A 17790-nucleotide genomic window follows, 5' to 3' on the forward strand; every position below is an offset into this window, starting at 1 on the left:
CTTAATCTTCAGCGATCCATGTACGAAGAAGCTTTGCAAAGTCTTCAGGCTTTTCCTTTGCCATTTTTTCAAGCTGCTTGCGTTTCATTGTACTTTCTGTCTCATGCTCTTCATTAACGTCAGGAAGATTGAATGTCTCAACATCCTGTACATCTATCTCATCATCTTCTTCCTGTTTTTTCTTCTTTCTCGCCCTCACAAATAGGAAGATTAATATAGCAATAATTAATAGCAGAAGGCCACCAATTGCATAAATCCACCAAGGCAGCTTGGTGCTTGTCTCATTAGGAAACTCAACTTTACCGTTGAAAGGCTGTACCGAGACAACAATTTTATCCTGAATCGCTTCGTCTGTTAATTCCTCTTCTCCAGCAGCGTCTTTATTAATGGTTGTACGGACTATCGTTCCGAGGATTTGTGTAATATCGTTGATTCTCTCCTGCGGAAGTGATGCAGGGTCATCCGCTGTCGGTGGTTCCACCATTACCTGGATGCCTAAATCCCTGACTTTATATGGGCTTTCAACAATCTCTTTGCGGATTTTATTAACTTCATTATTAATAGTCTCTTCTATTCGTTCATAATCCCCGTTGGAATTTCCATTTTCCTGATAAGTAGCAGCATCAGTGCCGGCAGGTTCATCGTTGCCGCCAGCCGGAGTAAATCCGCCTGCAGCACCACCGTTTCCAGTAAACGTTTCCGTAATCTTTTGAGCACTGATAGCTATACCTTCCATATTTTCTTCATCAACAGGCGTAACCAGGTTTTCTTCCCTGTTTTCCTGGGTAAAATCAATATCGGCGGTTACAGATACCACCACCTTATTCTGTCCCATTAAAGTGCCCAGCATATTCTGCACCTGGCGCTGCACATCCCGTTCTATCTCTTTTTTGATTTCATGCTGTGCCGCAAAGGTGCTTTCAGATGAAGAATTTTCTTTATTTTTTAAATCAAAATACTCAAAAAACTGATTGGTAATGACGATATTATCAGTGGGAAGATTAGGTACACTTTTCGCAGCCAGGTGATAAAGCGCCTGAATTTGTGATTCTTCAAATTGGTGTCCTGGTTTTGTGTTAAGAACAATAGAAGCAGAGGCTTCCTCTGAAGGATCATTTACAAAGATACCTTTCGCTGGGAGGTTAATCATTACCTTGGCATCGTTGACTCCGTCGATCCCTTTCATCAAATTCGCAAGCTCAGTCTGCATGGCTTCCAGCTTCAGAACATTGAACTCGTTTTCAGTCATGCCAATGCCGGCATTTTGGCTGAAAAATGAATAATCAATGCTTCCTGATTTCGGAATTCCTTCTGCTGCCAGTTCTACTTTCAGGGTATCTACTGATTCTTCAGGTACTTTAATTGTTGTTCCGCCATCTGCTATTTCAGATACAATCCCTCTAGTATCGAGACTTTCTTTTATCGTTCCAGTTTCAGAAGGCGTCAGGTTGCTGTATAAAGGAACGAGATTGGTCCTGGTACTAAGGAAAGCAGCAGCTGCAATCAGCATTATACATATTGCAGCAGCACTAATCATAATTGTCTTTTGTTTTTTTGACCTGCTTCCCCAGTATTCTTTCAATTTGCCTATATATCTCTGTAGCGTCTCTTTCATCACAATCCTCCGGTTATTCTGTCTTAGCTAATAACCGCCATAACTAGTTTTTAGCTTTAATCATTTTCTTTCATTAAAAAATTGAAAAAACCCCACCAATCAGCGGATTCTTTCAATTTTCTAAGTTTTTCAATGGAACAGCTGTAAAATTAAACCTGCATTCTCATAGCTTCCTGATAAGCTTCAATTACTTTATTTCTAATTTCTAGTGCAGCCTGCATTGTAATGCTCGCTTTTTGAGATGTAATCATCACCTGGTGAAGATCAATATTTTCTCCCCTGGCAAGTTTTTCAGTCATAGCATCTGACTGAAGCTGTGCATTGTTTATTTTTTCAATTGATTGCTTTAAGACCGACGAAAAGCTTTGCTGAGCATCGAATGATGTATATGTATGAGTCTTTTGATTTTCAGCAGGCTTTATAGCATTCACTGGCATAAAAGTTACGTTATTCATTTAAGGTTCTCCTTATTTGCCGATTTCCAAAGCTTTCATCATCATGCCTTTAGAGGCATTAAAAACCGTTACATTAGCTTCATAGGATCTTGTTGCACTAATAAGATCTGCCATTTCTCTTAAAGGGTCCACATTTGGCATTTCAACGTAACCATTTTCATTTGCATCGACATGGGTTGGATCATAAACCATTTTAAATGGTGTTTCACGATCTTCTTCTATTCTTGACACCTTTACACCGTTCCCAGCTGTGCTTCCCCCGGTTCTGCTCATTGCCATATTTAAGAAAGATGAAAATTGCCCTTCTTTCGGCTCCAAAACAACCGACTTTCTCCTATAGGGTCCATCTCCATTTACACTTCTTGTTGAGTCAGCATTAGCCATATTTGAAGAAATCACATCCATACGGAGCCTTTGGGCAGTTAGTGCCGATGCTGTGTTATTCATGCTATGAAACATAGACATTACTATTTGCCTCCCCGCAATACATTCTGCAGACTGGAAAACTTACCGCTTACCCGTTCAATAACCGCATTATAGTAAATCTGATTTGTAGCCAGATCCGCCATTTCCTTATCTAAATCAACGCTATTGCCATTATGATTGTAAGAAGTATCAGGTTTTGTCACTATACTTTGACCTGAGGATGAACCATTTTTAAAATCGTAATGTCTGTAATCACTTTTGTTTGCTTCCATTGAATCATTTAAAGCGCTCTTGAACGCAGCTTTAAAGCTTGCATCTTTTGCTTTATAGTTTGGAGTATCAGCATTTGCAATATTTTGTGATATTACTTTTTGTTTAAGCGAAGAATAATTCAGTGCTTGTTCTAATGTTGATATAGTGCCGGAAAACAGCTTCAATCATAACACCTCGTATAAAAACTATTTTTACATGGAAATTATTGTAGAAATTTGGTGATAATGGACAAAATATGTCATCATAAACATTATTGTAATGAATATGAAATAATATGTCTATGTACATAAGGTTATTTTTAATGATTCTTTTGACCTATTTTCGACAAATCTTTTAAATATGCTGAAAGTTGCACAAGTTATTTTGTAATAATTACCAGAACTGCTTTAATCTTTATACATTCTGATTTTTCCTAACACCCCCTTTGTAGTTCTTTTGAACTATATAATTGAATATCACACTTGAAAATTATGTAATCTATGACTAATGAACTTATAAAAAATGTTTAAAATACATAAATTTACCAATTATGACGTAACAAATTTGTAACAAAAAAAAACCCGCCATTAATGGACGGGTTTTACGGATTTTATTAGTTTGATTTAAGTTTTTCCAATTCAACCAGGAACTTGTCATTCAGGACTTTGATATAAGTACCCTTCATACCTAAAGAACGGGACTCAATAACTCCTGCACTTTCGAGCTTTCTTAGGGCATTTACGATTACAGAACGGGTAATGCCTACACGATCAGCAATTTTTGATGCAACAAGAAGTCCTTCGTTGCCGTTAAGCTCTTCGAAGATATGTTCGATCGCTTCAAGCTCGCTGTAAGAAAGAGAACTGATTGCCATTTGTACAACAGCTTTGCTGCGCGCTTCTTCTTCAATTTCTTCCGCTTTCTCACGCAGAATTTCCATGCCAACTACAGTAGCACCATATTCAGCAAGAATTAAATCATCATCATGGAACTGTTCCTGCAATCTCGCAAGGATTAGTGTGCCTAGACGCTCACCGCCGCCGATGATGGGAACAATAGTAGTCAAACCACTTGCAAAAAGGTCCTTGTTTTCTACTGGGAATGCAGTATATTCGCTTTCCATATCCAGATTCGATGAAGTTTCCTGGATGTTAAATAAATTTTTCGTATATTCTTCAGGGAATTGACGATCTTCAAGCATTTGCTTCATTCGCTCATTTTCGATTTGCTGGTTTACTGCAAATCCAAGCAGTTTGCCTCTGCGGCTTACTACGAAGATATTTGCTTCGATTACATCACTAAGTGTTTCTGACATTTCTTTGAAGTTAACCGGCTTGCCGGCTGCTCTTTGAAGCATTGCATTAATTTTTCTTGTTTTTGTTAATAAATCCATTGTATTTCCTCCTATTTGCTGCAACCCATAAACATATATTTTGTAAAAATTAAATATCTTATTGCTTCTGTTTGAATCATACGTAATTTGACTTTTTTCAGGATTCCCTTTCCGTTACCCTTTGACCTTGATCTTTAAACTATAAGGTCACAGAATAAACTGGCTTAAATCCTTATTGCGGGAAATGGCTCCGAGTTTCTCCTCAACATACTGAGGGGTAATTGTGATTTTTTCCATGGTGATGTCCGGTGCTTCAAAAGATAAATCTTCGAGCAGTTTTTCCATGATGGTATGAAGACGCCTTGCACCGATATTATCTGTATTTTGGTTAACTTCGAAAGCAAATTGAGCAATCCTACGAATAGCATCGTCAGAAAATTCAATTTGTATACCTTCAGTTACCAATAATGCTTCATATTGTTTTATTAATGCATTATCGGGCTCCACAAGTATTTTGTAGAAATCTTCAACAGTTAGCTTAGTGAGCTCCACACGGATCGGAAAACGCCCCTGTAATTCAGGAATAAGGTCAGATGGCTTTGCCATATGGAAAGCACCTGCAGCAATAAACAAGACATGGTCCGTTTTTACAGATCCGTATTTAGTTACTACTGTTGAACCTTCCACCACCGGCAAAATATCTCTTTGAACCCCTTCCCTTGAGACATCAGCTGATGAACCGCCGCTGTTTTTGCTGGCAATTTTATCAATTTCATCAATAAATATTATTCCTGACTGTTCAGCACGGAATACAGCCTCTTGGCTGACTTCATCCATATCAATCAGCTTTTGGGCTTCTTCATTTGTCAGGATCTTTCTGGCTTCCCTTACAGTCAGTTTTCTTTTTTTCCTTTTCTTTGGCATAAGGCTGCTGAGGGCATCCTGCATATTCATGCCCATTTGCTCCATCCCCGAGCCCTGCAGCATGTCAAACATGGAAGGCTGCTGCTCTTCCACTTCAACCGTAATAACTTCATTTTCCAATTCGCCAAGTGCAAGCTTTTCTTTTACAATCTTGCGCTTTTCCTGGAGGTTTAAATCTTCTGTCTGATACGTATCCTGCTGCTGATCATTACCTCCGCCAAATAGCATCTCAAGTGGATTTTTATAATTAGCAGCCTTTTTGGCACCAGGTACAAGGAGTTCAAGTATGCGGTGGTTGGCACTTTCTTCTGCTCTTTCCTTTACACTCGCCATCTTCTCTTCTTTTACCAGACGGACAGATGTTTCCACAAGATCTCTGACCATGGATTCAACATCTCTGCCCACATATCCCACTTCAGTGAATTTGGTTGCCTCCACTTTAACAAATGGTGCACCGACTAATTTAGCCATTCTGCGCGCAATTTCAGTTTTTCCAACTCCAGTTGGACCGATCATCAATATATTTTTAGGATTTACTTCTTCCCGCAATTTTTCTTCCAGCAAGCTGCGGCGATAGCGATTTCTAAGAGCAACAGCAACTGCTTTTTTTGCATCCTTTTGACCGATGATATATTGATCCAAGCGCTCAACAATTTGGCGCGGAGTTAAACTAGTTCCTTTACCCATGCAACAGCACTCCTTTTATTAGAGTTCTTCCACAATAATGTTGTGGTTTGTATATACACATATTTCGGCCGCCATTTCAAGTGAGGCCTTGGCAATTTCTTTGGCTGACAAATGTTCGCCTGCAAATCTTTTTAAAGAACGTCCGGCTGCAAGAGCATAATTGCCCCCTGATCCAATAGCCAGAATTCCATCATCCGGCTCAATAACTTCACCTGTACCGGAGATGAGCAGCAGACTATCCGTATTCATTACGATAAGCATTGCTTCAAGCTTGCGCAAAACCTTATCGCTTCTCCATTCTTTTGCAAGCTCTACAGCTGCTCTCTCAAGGTTTCCATTATACTCTTCAAGCTTTCCTTCAAACATTTCGAATAACGTAAATGCATCTGCTACTGAGCCTGCAAATCCAGCAAGCACCTTCCCGTTGAATAGCTTTCTGACTTTTCTTGCAGTGTGTTTCATTACAACTGCATTTCCAAAGGTAACCTGGCCGTCGCCGGACATGGCACATTCTCCATTATGATGCACAGCAAATATTGTGGTTGCATGAAATTCGGACATGAAAGACTCCTCCTTTGGAGCATATTGCCTTTGATTTTTTTCTGCAGACTATTCGTTAATGGCTTTATTTCCGCTACGCCCGCGGATGATGGGCCATATAAGTTTTTTTCAAGTATTCATTCGTAACATGTGTATATACCTGGGTTGAAGATAGAAATGCGTGTCCAAGCAATTCCTGAACTGTTCTCATGTCAGCCCCATTAGCCATTAAATGCGTCGCAAATGTATGGCGAAGCATATGGGGGTGGATTGTGCCTGTTAAGGATGATTTCTCTATGATCCGATTAAGAATAGTCCTGATTCCCCTTGCTGTAAGAGGACCGCCCCGGGCATTCAGAAACAAACTTTCCTGCACGTTCCCATTTGCAAGCAATTCTTTGCGTCCATGGTTTATGTATGTGTCAATTGCGTCCTGGGCGAAGCTTCCGAAAGGGACATACCGTTCTTTGCTGCCCTTTCCTCGTACAAGAACCGTTGATAAATGCATATCCAGGTCTTTTAAGCGGATTTGACTGCACTCACTTACGCGGATGCCGGTTGCATATAATAATTCAAGAAGGGCTTTATTTCTTTGTCCAAGAGGAGTGCTTGATTCACAAGCATCAAAAAGCTGTTTCATTTCCTCTTCATAGAAAAATTCCGGCAGCTTCTTCTGTGCTTTCGGAATGGAAACAAGTGCGAAAGGATTCTCAGCGACTATCTCTTCTCTCAGCAAAAATTTAAAAAAGCTCCTTAGGCTTGATATTTTTCTGGCAACAGACTTGCGTGACATCTTTCTTTCGAAAAGATCAGTTAGAAATATCCTGACATCCTGATACTCGACCTTTGTTAAATCTGAAATGGCTTGTTCAGACATGAACATAAAGAACTCACTAATATCATGCTGGTAATGTTCAATAGTATATTGTGAATAATTTTTCTCGATTTGTAAATATTCAATAAACAATTTTAAAGAAACGTTCACATTTTCAGACATTAAATGTTCACCTCGCATGGGCTACTAAATAGTATCACAACTCAGCAGCCCAACGCAACATAATTTACAAATTTTTCATAAAGTTCTGAATTGTTCCCAATGCTCTTTCTGCATGTTTTTCATTTCTTTCTTTTTTCCCTCTGATTTTTTCAGGAAGTTCAGGGAATAAACCAAAATTAGCATTCATAGGCTGGAAACTCTTCGGGTTTGCTGTAGTAATATAACGCGCCATGCTTCCAATCGCTGTCTCATGAGGAAACTCAATTGGATCTTCACCCATAATGAGCCTTGCAGCATTGATGCCTGCCACAAGTCCGCTGGCTGCAGATTCGACATACCCTTCAACTCCGGTCATTTGACCTGCAAAGAATAAATCATCCCTATTCTTGAACTGATATGTTGCACGAAGGACTTTTGGAGAATTGATGAATGTATTCCGGTGCATAACACCATATCTTACTATCTCAGCATTTTCAAGACCAGGAATCAAACGGATTACTTCTTTTTGAGGACCCCATTTCAAATGTGTCTGAAAACCTACAATATTATAAAGGGTTCCTGCAGCATCATCCTGGCGAAGCTGGACAACTGCATATGGCCTTTTGCCTGTCTTAGGATCTTCTAAACCTACAGGCTTCATCGGGCCGAAAAGCATAGTTTTCTTCCCCCTGTTTGCCATCACTTCTATTGGCATGCAGCCCTCGAAAAAGATTTCCTTTTCAAATTCCTTTAATGGAACTGTTTCCGCGGAGGTAAGAGCCTCGTAAAAACGGTCAAATTCTTCTTCAGTCATTGGACAATTCAGATATGCCGCTTCTCCCTTATCATAACGTGATTTCAAATAAACTTTATTCATATCGATTGAATCTTTTTCGATAATTGGAGCAGCCGCATCATAGAAATATAAATAATCTTCACCGGAAAGCTCTTTTAATTTTGCGGATAAAGCTTCACTTGTGAGCGGTCCAGTAGCGATAACAGTTGGCCCTTCCGGAATATCTGTCACCTCTTCGTTAATGACCGTTACATTCGGATGGTTTTTGACTTGTTCAGTTACACGGGCTGCAAAATCATGCCGGTCAACTGCCAAGGCTCCGCCAGCTGGTACTGCACTGCTGTCAGCTGAATGGATAATAACCGAATTCAGCTTCCTCATTTCTTCTTTTAATACTCCAACTGCATTTGTTAAAGTATTTGCACGCAGGGAGTTGCTGCAGACAAGTTCTGCAAATTTATCGGTGTGATGAGCAGGAGTCTGTCTTACCGGCCTCATTTCATAGAGCTTTACCTTTATTCCCCTGCTGGCAAGCTGCCAAGCCGCCTCACTGCCAGCCAAACCTGCGCCAATTACATTCACTGCTGTATCTTTCATAAATTGAACCTCCATATATAACTTATGATGACGATGTCATGAATAATTTATATTTTTAAGAACAGTCTCTCTTACTTTACCCTGTTCTTATTCATTTTGCCATTTTACAGTACGATTTAAAAATAAAAAAGTTTCATGTACTAATTCCTCTGAAAAAAGCCGGGCTGGAACTTTTTTGGATCCTGATTCATCAATAGAAAAGAGTGAGCATTTAAGCTCACCCTTAACTTTGCTTTTCTTCCTTATAGTCGCATTCAACACACTGAACCTGAACACCTTTTTTGAGTTTTTTCTCAACTAGAAGGTTATCGCATTTTGGGCAGCTTCTCGGCAGCGGCTTATCCCAAGATATAAAGTCACATTCAGGGAACTTGTCACAACCGTAGAAGATCCGGCGTTTTTTGCTTTTTCTTTCAATTATATTTCCTTCTTTGCACTTTGGACATTTCACACCGATGTCCTTGACAATCGGTTTGGTATTGCGGCAGTCAGGGAAATTGCTGCAAGCCATGAACTTGCCATAGCGTCCCATCTTGAACACCATAGGATTACCGCATTGTTCACAATCCTCACCGGCAGGTTCATCCTTAATTTCTACTTCCTGCATTTCCTTTTCCGCTATTTTAAGATTCTTTTCAAAATCTATATAGAAATCATCTATGATCTGTACCCAGTTGACTTTGCCCTCTTCAACATAGTCAAGGTCTTTTTCCATCTTAGCGGTAAACTCTATATCAAGGATTTCAGGGAAGAATTCCATGATTAATTCAAGAACGATTTCACCCAGTTCGGTCGGAATAAAACGTTTATTGTCCAGAGCAACATAACCCCGTTTTTGAATTGTATCAAGAGTCGGAGCGAAAGTGGATGGCCGCCCAATGCCCTGTTCTTCAAGTGTTTTCACCAGCCTTGCCTCAGTATACCTTGGAGGAGGCTGTGTGAAGTGCTGTTTAGGTTCGATGTCTTTTTTAAGGACTTCATCCCCTTGCTTCAGATCAGGGAGCATATTATCTTTTTCCTCCGACTGATCATCAGTGCCTTCGACATACACTTTCATGAATCCTGGAAATTTCACTTTAGAGCCTGTTGCCCTGAAGATCACTTCACCATTTTTCAGATCGACACTCATGGTGTCCATAACCGCTGGTGCCATTTGGCTCGCAACAAAGCGTTCCCAGATAAGCCTGTATAATCTAAGCTGATCACGCGACAAGTATTCTTTTAAACTTGCAGGCGACCTTAATGTGCTTGTCGGGCGGATGGCCTCATGGGCATCCTGGGCATTGCTGTTTTTCTTTTCTTTTTTCTTTTCACCCTGCAGGAACTCTTTCCCGTAGGAGTTTTGAATATAGTCTGCAGCTTCACTTTGCGCAATTTCGGATATGCGTGTTGAGTCGGTTCTCATATAAGTAATTAAACCGACGGTTCCTTCCTTGCCCAGTTCAATTCCTTCATAAAGCTGCTGTGCAAGCATCATTGTTTTCTTGGCACGGAAATTTAATTTTCTTGCAGCTTCCTGCTGAAGGGATGACGTAGTAAAAGGGGCTGCAGGATTCCGCTTTCTTTCCTTCTTGGTAACCGATTCCACCTTGAATTTATTGCCCTTCATTTTACTTAAAATATTTTGAACTTCGCTTTCCGACTTCAATTCCACTTTTTCATTCTTAAATCCGTAAAATGATGCATCGAAGGCTGTTTTTCCTTTAAGGAACTCTCCGTCAATGGACCAGTACTCTTCAGGTATAAAGTCTTTAATTTCCTTTTCGCGGTCGATGATCAACCGGACTGCAACAGACTGTACTCTCCCCGCACTTAATCCTTTTTTCACTTTCTTCCATAGTAAGGGGCTGATATTATAGCCGACCAGTCTGTCCAGCATCCTTCTTGCCTGTTGTGCATCAACAAGATCCATGTTGATTGGCCTTGGATGCTTGAAGGATTCTTTAATGGCATCCTTCGTAATTTCATTAAAAACAACACGGCAATCCGACTTGATATCCATATCCAGGCTATGTGCCAAATGCCAGGCAATAGCTTCCCCTTCCCTGTCGGGGTCAGCTGCGAGATAAATTTTCTTAGCTTTTTTGGCCGCTGTCTTTAGCTCCTTTAAAACAGGGCCCTTTCCGCGAATAGTTATGTATTTGGGTTCAAAATTATTTTCCACATCTATGCCCATTTGGCTTTTGGGAAGATCCCTGACATGTCCCATGGAAGCTTTAACTTTATATTTTTTTCCTAAATAACGCTCAATCGTTTTTGCCTTTGCAGGTGACTCAACGATAACAAGAAACTCTGACATCAATAGTCCTCCTTGAGAGGGAATTTTAAAACATCCAGGCAAAAATCTTTTTGAAATGCGGTATTTTTCACCTGCTAAACTTGCCTGTATTTCTTATCTATTACCAATAAAACAGCCTCACTTACTGCATGTGTATTGAAATATTCATTATTATTCTACATTCTATTCAAGTTTGTCAAACTTAATCGGATTATTTCCGCAACCGTTTCCAATAAAAAATCCTAAATTAACTAAATAAGCATTCTCTTACTTTCTTTAATACCTGTTGCAAAATGTATAACAGTTTTAATAGAATTTCAACCTTTTTGTAAAAAATCCTTTAAATAAACAAATATAATATGAGTGATGTAAGAGAAGGAGCCTTTAATCTATTTCAAGACTCCTCTTTCATTTGACCTGATCAGTAAGGGAACTCCTCTAAGATTTCTTCAGCTGATTTTACCAGTTTGGCGCCTTGCTGAATTAATTCATTCGTTCCGCCTGAGTATGGGCTAAAAATATTCCCTGGTACTGCAAACACTTCTCTTCCTTCTTGCACTGCATAATTAGCTGTTATAAGAGAGCCGCTTTTGCTTTTCGCCTGGATAATCAGTGTCCCTCGGCTAATGCCGCTTATGATTCGGTTTCTCATTGGAAACTGCCATCTTGAGGGCCTTGTATCAGGCGGATATTCAGATATAACCAGATGATTTTTCATCATTTCATATGCAAGCTTCTGGTTTGCCTGTGGATAAATATGAAACAGGCCCCCGGCTATGACACCGATTGTTTTTCCTTTATTTTTTATTGCTTCCTTATGCGCAATGGCATCGATGCCGGCAGCCAGACCGCTTACAATAATAACCCCCTGTTCAATAAGCTTGGGAAAAATGGACTGAATGGCTTTTTCTCCATACTCTGTTGCCTGTCTGGAACCAACAACAGCCAGATGAACCCCGCTATTCAAAAGACTGGTATCACCTCGGGCATACAAAACCCAAGGCGGCTGGTATGTTTCTTTTAATAGAATTGGATATTCCTCGTCAAAAATTGTAATGGTTTTAATGCCATTTGGTGAGTATTGGCGAATTTGTTCCTGGATTCGATCAGAATGCAGATCCTGGAGTGCATTGGAAAGGGATTCCTGAGTGGTGATAACCTGGGGAATTATTCGGCGGGGCGCATCATTATACAAAAATTTTAATTCGGGATCTTTCTTTAGAATGTAATAAATCATCTTCCAGCTCATTCCTCTGCAGTGATGGAGATGGGTGAGCTTCATATTAAATTCATTCATGGGAGCCTCCTGAAATGTTTTTGAAAAGACGGGGTATGTGCGGAGAAAACCGGATTTAGCAATGCAGAAATAGTCCCTCAAAAAGAGGGACTACTCTTAAGTTATTTGAAAAGATTAGTGTGTTTTACACTGGTCATAAAGGCCTTTTTCTTTGAGAACCTTAATCAGGGTTTCACCCATTACGGATGGAGTGTCAGCTACCTGAATACCGCATTCATTCATTACACGGATTTTTTCATCAGCTGTTCCTTTGCCTCCTGAAATAATTGCGCCGGCATGGCCCATACGCTTTCCTGGAGGTGCAGTACGTCCGCCGATGAAGCCTACAACAGGCTTAGTCATGTTCTCTTTAACCCATTCTGCAGCTTCTTCTTCAGCAGTTCCGCCGATTTCACCAATCATGATGACAGCATAAGTTTCCGGATCTTCATTGAATGCTTTTAATACATCAATGAAGTTTGTTCCGTTAACAGGATCTCCGCCGATTCCAACAGCAGTAGATTGGCCAATTCCTTCCTGTGTCAGCTGGTGTACAGCTTCATAAGTCAATGTTCCGGAACGGGAAACAACTCCAACATGGCCTTTAGTGTGGATGTAACCAGGCATAATGCCGATCTTACACTCTTCAGGAGTGATAACACCCGGGCAGTTAGGACCTACAAGGCGGGTCTTCTTGCCTTCCATATAACGTTTAACTTTAACCATATCCAATACAGGAATATGCTCAGTAATACAAATTGCAAGATCCAATTCTGCATCTACAGCCTCAAGAATAGCATCAGCAGCAAATGGAGCGGGAACATAGATAACAGAGGCATTTGCACCTGTCGCCTTAACTGCTTCCTCCACTGTATTGAAGACAGGAACACCCTCTACTTCAGTACCGCCTTTACCCGGAGTTACACCGCCGACAATTTGCGTTCCGTATTCAAGCATTTGCTTTGTATGGAAGAGGGCTGTTGAACCAGTAATCCCTTGAACTATAACTTTAGTATCTTTATTAATAAATACGCTCACGTTAATTCTCCTTTCTGGTCTAAAGAGTGCCATCCTGCGCTCAAAGGTTATAAGCAGAAAATCTTCAGGTAAAAAACTGACTATCGGATTTCGCTGAATGCCTTTAATACTGAACGGCCGCTCATTTTTGATTCTTATCCTACTAAAGAAACGATTTTTTGTGCGCCGTCAGCCATGGATTCAGCTGCGATGATATCGATATCGGATTCAGCAAGAATCTTCTTGCCCATTTCAACATTCGTGCCTTCCAGACGTACAACTAATGGCACATTCAAGCCTACTTGCTTCGCTGCTTCCACTACACCAGTGGCGATGATGTCGCACTTCATGATTCCGCCGAAGATATTAACAAAAATACCTTTTACGTTTTTATCAGAAAGGATGATTTTGAAAGCTTCAGTTACTTTCTCAGCCGTTGCTCCGCCCCCAACATCAAGGAAATTGGCCGGGTCTCCGCCATAATGCTTAACGATATCCATAGTAGCCATCGCTAAACCTGCCCCGTTAACCATGCAGCCGATGTTTCCATCAAGGGAAATATAGCTCAGGTCATATTTTGATGCTTCGATTTCCTTTGCATCCTCTTCTTCAAGGTCACGAAGATCCATGATGTCTTTTTGACGGTAAAGGGCATTTGCATCAAAGTTCAGCTTAGCATCAAGAGCCATAACCTTGCCGTCGCCAGTTACAACTAATGGATTGATTTCAGCAATAGAGCAATCCTTTTCAATATAAGCTCTGTATAAGCCCATCATGAATTTAACAGCTTGTCCGACAAGCTTTGATGGAATATTGATATTGAAAGCGATTCTGCGGGCCTGGAATGCTGTTAAACCAAGAACAGGATCGATTTCTTCTTTGAAGATTTTCTCTGGCGTTTGTTCAGCCACTTCTTCGATTTCTGTGCCGCCTTCTTCCGATGCCATTAAAACAACGCGGGATGTGGCGCGGTCCAGTACGAGACCCACATAATATTCCTTCTTAATGTCACAGCCCTCTTCGATCAGTAAACGCTTTACTTCCTTGCCTTCCGGGCCTGTTTGATGTGTAACAAGTGTTTTTCCTAAGATTTCACCTGCATATGTACGAACTTCGTCAAGATTTTTGGCAACCTTTACACCGCCAGCTTTACCGCGTCCTCCGGCGTGGATTTGCGCTTTAACCACACATACCTCAGTGCCAAGCTCCTTTGCAGCTTCGACAGCTTCTTCTACTGTAAATGCCACTTTTCCGTTCGGAACGGCTACCCCGTATTGTCTGAGGACTTCTTTACCTTGATACTCATGTATATTCATTTCCCATCCTCCTATCTAACTCTTCAAAAATATAGACTGCGCTTTCATTTTATTAAATGACACAACCCTTGTCTACCATTTACTCTAAAATATTATATTTCTTTAAAAATTATAAATATTAGATAGTATACAAACCCTGTTATTATAGAGGATTTGAACCTGATTTTATTGAAAAATATTTTATTAAAATAAAGAAAAAACTGCCTTTCGACAGCTTTCAATTCTATTTTATTTAAGTATAATCCCGCTAATTGCATCTCGAAATGTTTCCTGTGAGAGAAACATATTGGTTTACCAGAATAGATTATTTACTATTTTCCCTCTTTCCAGCTTCCTGATCAGCCCTGTAGATGAAAGCAAATACCTCAGCAACAGCCTGGTAAAGCTCTTCTGGAATTCCTTCATTGATATTAAGCTTGCCAAGAAGCTCAACAAGGGCAGGATCCTCCTGAACCGGAATACCATGTTCCTTAGCCTTTGCAAGGATATTTTCAGCTGTCAGGCCCTTCCCCTTTGCAGATATCTTTGGTGCCCCATGACTCTCTGGGTCGTATGTTAATGCTACCGCTTCTTTCCTTTGTGCAACACGCTTTTTTTTCATATTCTTATATCTACTCCGCTGAATTGATTTGCCTGTACAATCGATGTCATTGTTTCTCTTGCTAAAAGTGAATCTCCTGCAGGCTCCGGCTTCTGAAAGGAAACCGAGGACAGCTTATAGTTTAATTTTAATAAATTTGCTTTTAGTTCAGCTGCAAATGGAGCTGTTAAATTCTTTATTTCGCTGTGCTCATTAATAACTGAAATGTTGATGATTCTGTTTTGGACCTGCAGGTCGATAATCGTTTCATTCAGATGCTCCAGATCCAAATAAAAGATAACCCGGCAATGGCTCGGATCAATGTTTCCGCCTTCTGTTCTCCTCCCGCTCCATTGCATTGTCAAATCGGAGATCTTTCCCCATAAAGAAACCGGCAGCTGAAAGATGTAGTGCTGCAATGGTCCGGATTCCTGCGAGAGAGCCTGAAAGCCGGTTATTTTATGCAGAAGCCGTTCCGCTGCATCTTTAGCTGCATGTGCAGGTTCTTCGGTTAAGAAGCCCATCAGGAGCGGTTTGAGGGTGTCCAGATTTTTGGCGGCTTCATCATCATACTGTTTTAATAACTTTAGAACGTCATGTTCATGAGAAAACCCCAATGTTGTGATTATTCTCTTTAACTCACTATGTATATTACGCTGGTCATATGGGAAATAAGATGCTGGACGCATGCTATTTTTCAGTTCTTCCAGCATTGTGCTTTCCTGAGGGTTGAGAGCAGCTGCCGCGGATGGTTTTTCACCGCCCAATAATCTCCCCGCCTGAACAGCAGCCTGCCTGAACTTGTCTCTATCTAATAAATGTTCTAAATCATCATTTAATGTAAGAGATAGAACCGATTTGAAAAGGGTGGTAAGTAAATTTTTTTCTGCAGGAAAAGATATTCTGCCATTTCGAAATTCATTGAGTAAGGTTTGTAGAGCTTGAGCTTGTCCGCTGCTTTCAGACCTTTGTGCAATAACCCCATTGAGTTTGGCCAAATTCAATATAAATTCCTGCCTGTTCCCTGTTTCGCTTATTTTTAGAAGTTCAGTCAGTGACTGAATAATCGGTTTATTTTGCTCGCCGCCCTCAATAAGCTGTTTTATGGCAGCACCATCTGCAACTTCCCCCGGAAACATCCCCACTGCTTTCAGGAGCTGGAAAGCTGTACGGGAACTTGCCTGATCTTTTGCATTCAGCCACCCTGAAAACAGTCTGACTACTGCCTGCTGGCCCAGTTTGTCCCTTGAAGTCTTTGTCAGATTCCCCAGCAGGGAGTATATTTGCTGCCCTTTGGATGATAAATCGGCTCCCTTTAACTCATCCTGCAATTCTCCCATAAGCGAAGAAAGAGAGTCCCCGTTTATTACTGAGGATAGCGCTGAATAAACATCCTTCGTAAAGGGCAGCTGCCTTATTATCAGCTCTTTTACTGTCCTCAGGCCATCCGCAGCAGATTTGCTTTCATAGATCCATTCCGATGCCATTCTTAAAGTTTCACCTGTTATCGGAAGCTGCTCCTTAAGAAAATATTGAATGAGCATTTTATTTTCCCGGGACAGCTGCATTCCCAGCTGAATTAAAAGGCTCTCAGCCGGAGCTCCTTTACTTTGTCCTTTTACAGATTCCATTACTCTTAATCGCAGCAGTCCTTCACCCGGCTCGACTCTGAACCAATATCTATTGTCCGCTGACAAAGGGGTTTCTAGCTGCGCAATCACTTTATGTGAACCGATCTGCACCTCTGCCGTCTGATTCGGAAATAGCTTTGCCACTTTTCCGCTGACAATTTGCCCTGGCCTGAATGCAGCCGTATTTCCTGCATTGCTCTGGTCATGCCTTATGATTTTTTGAATTATATCAGACGGCTTCATACCTTCACCTTCTATTCTATTTTTAATAAGAATCTTTTATTGGAGCAAAGCTTTTCCGGTGATAAGGTGTTATTCCATGAAGTGTTATCGCTTCAAGATGCTCCTTAGTCCCATAGCCCATATTTTTCCCAAATCCATACTGGGGAAACTCTTCGCCTATTTCAGCCATCATTCTGTCTCTTGTGACTTTGGCTATGATTGAGGCTGCAGCAATCGTTACGCTTTTGCCATCTCCCTTAATGATTGCTTCCATTGGATAAGGTGTTAAAAGTTTTACGGCATCTACAAGCAGGAAGTCCGGTTTTGGATTCAGGCCTTCAATCGCTGACAGCATTGCCTTTTTTGTCGCTTCAAAAATATTGATGCGGTCGATTTCCCCGGGTTCAATGATCCCAATGCTGACCGCCTCAGCCTTAGCGTTAATGATTTCAAAATATTCTTTCCTTTTTCGTTCAGGCACTTTTTTGGAATCATCTAATCCCGGGAGGTAAAAGTCTTCAGGCAAAATGACTGCTGCAGCTACCACCGGGCCTGCAAGCGGTCCTCTGCCGACTTCATCTATTCCGGCAATAAATTGAAAACCCTGGCTTCTATAATGCCATTCATACCGGGTCATTTCTTTATGCTTCTCATATATTTTCTTTTGGAGCAGCTGACGGGAATGCCATTTTGCCAAAAGCTGCTGCACGCCTTTTCTGTCATCCTGTTTAATTGAGTGAAGGAAAGGGTCATCCTCTAACTCAATAGTTTTTATCTTTTCTTCTATTTGGCGAATGGTTAACTTTGCCATGTTTTCTCCTTTATCATCTCAGGCTCTTTTTTAATGATTGTTGTTTTGAATCCAGCCC

At 40.8% G+C, this 17790-nt stretch carries 16 protein-coding genes; all 16 read right to left on the bottom strand.

The window, feature by feature from the left end; genetic code table 11:
- Window position 1: 1 nt before the first annotated feature.
- The gene (fliF, locus tag BFI01S_RS01740; RefSeq protein ID WP_061791066.1) at window positions 2-1615 is read right to left on the bottom strand and encodes a flagellar basal-body MS-ring/collar protein FliF; all 1614 of its coding nucleotides are present in this window, start codon (window positions 1613-1615) and stop codon (window positions 2-4) included.
- Between the two features lie 149 nt (window positions 1616-1764).
- Window positions 1765-2070: a flagellar hook-basal body complex protein FliE gene (fliE, locus tag BFI01S_RS01745; RefSeq protein ID WP_061791067.1), complete on the bottom strand. Its 306-nt coding sequence runs from the start codon at window positions 2068-2070 to the stop codon at window positions 1765-1767.
- A 12-nt stretch (window positions 2071-2082) separates the two neighbouring features.
- Complete coding sequence (gene flgC / locus BFI01S_RS01750) at window positions 2083-2535, bottom strand: flagellar basal body rod protein FlgC (protein WP_061791068.1); 453 nt, start codon at window positions 2533-2535, stop codon at window positions 2083-2085.
- 2 nt (window positions 2536-2537) lie between these two features.
- The gene (flgB, locus tag BFI01S_RS01755; protein WP_061791069.1) at window positions 2538-2933 is read right to left on the bottom strand and encodes a flagellar basal body rod protein FlgB; all 396 of its coding nucleotides are present in this window, start codon (window positions 2931-2933) and stop codon (window positions 2538-2540) included.
- Between the two features lie 428 nt (window positions 2934-3361).
- Window positions 3362-4141 carry a GTP-sensing pleiotropic transcriptional regulator CodY gene (gene codY / locus BFI01S_RS01760; protein WP_035328947.1) on the bottom strand — a complete coding sequence of 260 codons (780 nt, stop codon included), beginning with the start codon at window positions 4139-4141 and terminating at the stop codon, window positions 3362-3364.
- 147 nt (window positions 4142-4288) lie between these two features.
- Window positions 4289-5692, bottom strand: a complete 1404-nt coding sequence (gene hslU, locus BFI01S_RS01765; protein ID WP_061791070.1) for an ATP-dependent protease ATPase subunit HslU — start codon at window positions 5690-5692, stop codon at window positions 4289-4291.
- 18 nt (window positions 5693-5710) lie between these two features.
- Window positions 5711-6253, bottom strand: coding sequence for an ATP-dependent protease subunit HslV (gene hslV / locus BFI01S_RS01770; protein WP_035328945.1), 543 nt, complete (start codon window positions 6251-6253; stop codon window positions 5711-5713).
- Window positions 6254-6326: 73 nt separating this feature from the next.
- Window positions 6327-7229, bottom strand: a complete 903-nt coding sequence (gene xerC / locus BFI01S_RS01775) for a tyrosine recombinase XerC (RefSeq protein ID WP_061791071.1) — start codon at window positions 7227-7229, stop codon at window positions 6327-6329.
- A gap of 64 nt (window positions 7230-7293) precedes the next feature.
- Window positions 7294-8601 (bottom strand): FADH(2)-oxidizing methylenetetrahydrofolate--tRNA-(uracil(54)-C(5))-methyltransferase TrmFO, encoded by a 1308-nt coding sequence (trmFO, locus tag BFI01S_RS01780; RefSeq protein WP_061791072.1) that lies wholly within the window; start codon window positions 8599-8601, stop codon window positions 7294-7296.
- A 223-nt stretch (window positions 8602-8824) separates the two neighbouring features.
- Window positions 8825-10900 (bottom strand): type I DNA topoisomerase, encoded by a 2076-nt coding sequence (gene topA, locus BFI01S_RS01785; protein WP_061791073.1) that lies wholly within the window; start codon window positions 10898-10900, stop codon window positions 8825-8827.
- Between the two features lie 400 nt (window positions 10901-11300).
- Entirely contained in the window at window positions 11301-12176 is an 876-nt protein-coding gene (gene dprA / locus BFI01S_RS01790; protein ID WP_061791074.1) for a DNA-processing protein DprA, read from the bottom strand.
- Between the two features lie 114 nt (window positions 12177-12290).
- The gene (sucD, locus tag BFI01S_RS01795) at window positions 12291-13193 is read right to left on the bottom strand and encodes a succinate--CoA ligase subunit alpha (protein WP_035328940.1); all 903 of its coding nucleotides are present in this window, start codon (window positions 13191-13193) and stop codon (window positions 12291-12293) included.
- Between the two features lie 134 nt (window positions 13194-13327).
- Entirely contained in the window at window positions 13328-14488 is a 1161-nt protein-coding gene (sucC, locus tag BFI01S_RS01800) for an ADP-forming succinate--CoA ligase subunit beta (protein WP_061791075.1), read from the bottom strand.
- A gap of 304 nt (window positions 14489-14792) precedes the next feature.
- Window positions 14793-15089 carry an EscU/YscU/HrcU family type III secretion system export apparatus switch protein gene (locus BFI01S_RS01805; RefSeq protein ID WP_061791076.1) on the bottom strand — a complete coding sequence of 99 codons (297 nt, stop codon included), beginning with the start codon at window positions 15087-15089 and terminating at the stop codon, window positions 14793-14795.
- Window positions 15086-16942: a TP0910 N-terminal domain-containing protein gene (locus tag BFI01S_RS01810; RefSeq protein WP_061791077.1), complete on the bottom strand. Its 1857-nt coding sequence runs from the start codon at window positions 16940-16942 to the stop codon at window positions 15086-15088. Before BFI01S_RS01810 ends, BFI01S_RS01805 begins: the two co-directional genes overlap by 4 nt.
- Before the next feature lie 22 nt (window positions 16943-16964).
- Window positions 16965-17732, bottom strand: a complete 768-nt coding sequence (gene rnhB / locus BFI01S_RS01815; protein WP_061791078.1) for a ribonuclease HII — start codon at window positions 17730-17732, stop codon at window positions 16965-16967.
- Window positions 17733-17790 lie beyond the last annotated feature (58 nt).

It is taken from the genome of Cytobacillus firmus NBRC 15306 (assembly GCF_001591465.1).
In the GTDB taxonomy this organism is placed as follows: Bacteria; Bacillota; Bacilli; order Bacillales; family Cytobacillaceae; genus Cytobacillus; species Cytobacillus firmus.

Bases quoted from the DNA above. Each gene is read 5' to 3' on its own strand.
- fliF (WP_061791066.1), bottom strand. From the start codon at position 1,615: ATGAAAGAGACGCTACAGAGATATATAGGCAAATTGAAAGAATACTGG.
- fliE (WP_061791067.1), bottom strand. From the start codon at position 2,070: ATGAATAACGTAACTTTTATGCCAGTGAATGCTATAAAGCCTGCTGAA.
- flgC (WP_061791068.1), bottom strand. From the start codon at position 2,535: ATGTCTATGTTTCATAGCATGAATAACACAGCATCGGCACTAACTGCC.
- codY (WP_035328947.1), bottom strand. From the start codon at position 4,141: ATGGATTTATTAACAAAAACAAGAAAAATTAATGCAATGCTTCAAAGA.
- hslU (WP_061791070.1), bottom strand. From the start codon at position 5,692: ATGGGTAAAGGAACTAGTTTAACTCCGCGCCAAATTGTTGAGCGCTTG.
- hslV (WP_035328945.1), bottom strand. From the start codon at position 6,253: ATGTCCGAATTTCATGCAACCACAATATTTGCTGTGCATCATAATGGA.
- xerC (WP_061791071.1), bottom strand. From the start codon at position 7,229: ATGTCTGAAAATGTGAACGTTTCTTTAAAATTGTTTATTGAATATTTA.
- trmFO (WP_061791072.1), bottom strand. From the start codon at position 8,601: ATGAAAGATACAGCAGTGAATGTAATTGGCGCAGGTTTGGCTGGCAGT.
- topA (WP_061791073.1), bottom strand. From the start codon at position 10,900: ATGTCAGAGTTTCTTGTTATCGTTGAGTCACCTGCAAAGGCAAAAACG.
- dprA (WP_061791074.1), bottom strand. From the start codon at position 12,176: ATGAATGAATTTAATATGAAGCTCACCCATCTCCATCACTGCAGAGGA.
- sucC (WP_061791075.1), bottom strand. From the start codon at position 14,488: ATGAATATACATGAGTATCAAGGTAAAGAAGTCCTCAGACAATACGGG.
- BFI01S_RS01805 (WP_061791076.1), bottom strand. From the start codon at position 15,089: ATGAAAAAAAAGCGTGTTGCACAAAGGAAAGAAGCGGTAGCATTAACA.
- BFI01S_RS01810 (WP_061791077.1), bottom strand. From the start codon at position 16,942: ATGAAGCCGTCTGATATAATTCAAAAAATCATAAGGCATGACCAGAGC.
- rnhB (WP_061791078.1), bottom strand. From the start codon at position 17,732: ATGGCAAAGTTAACCATTCGCCAAATAGAAGAAAAGATAAAAACTATT.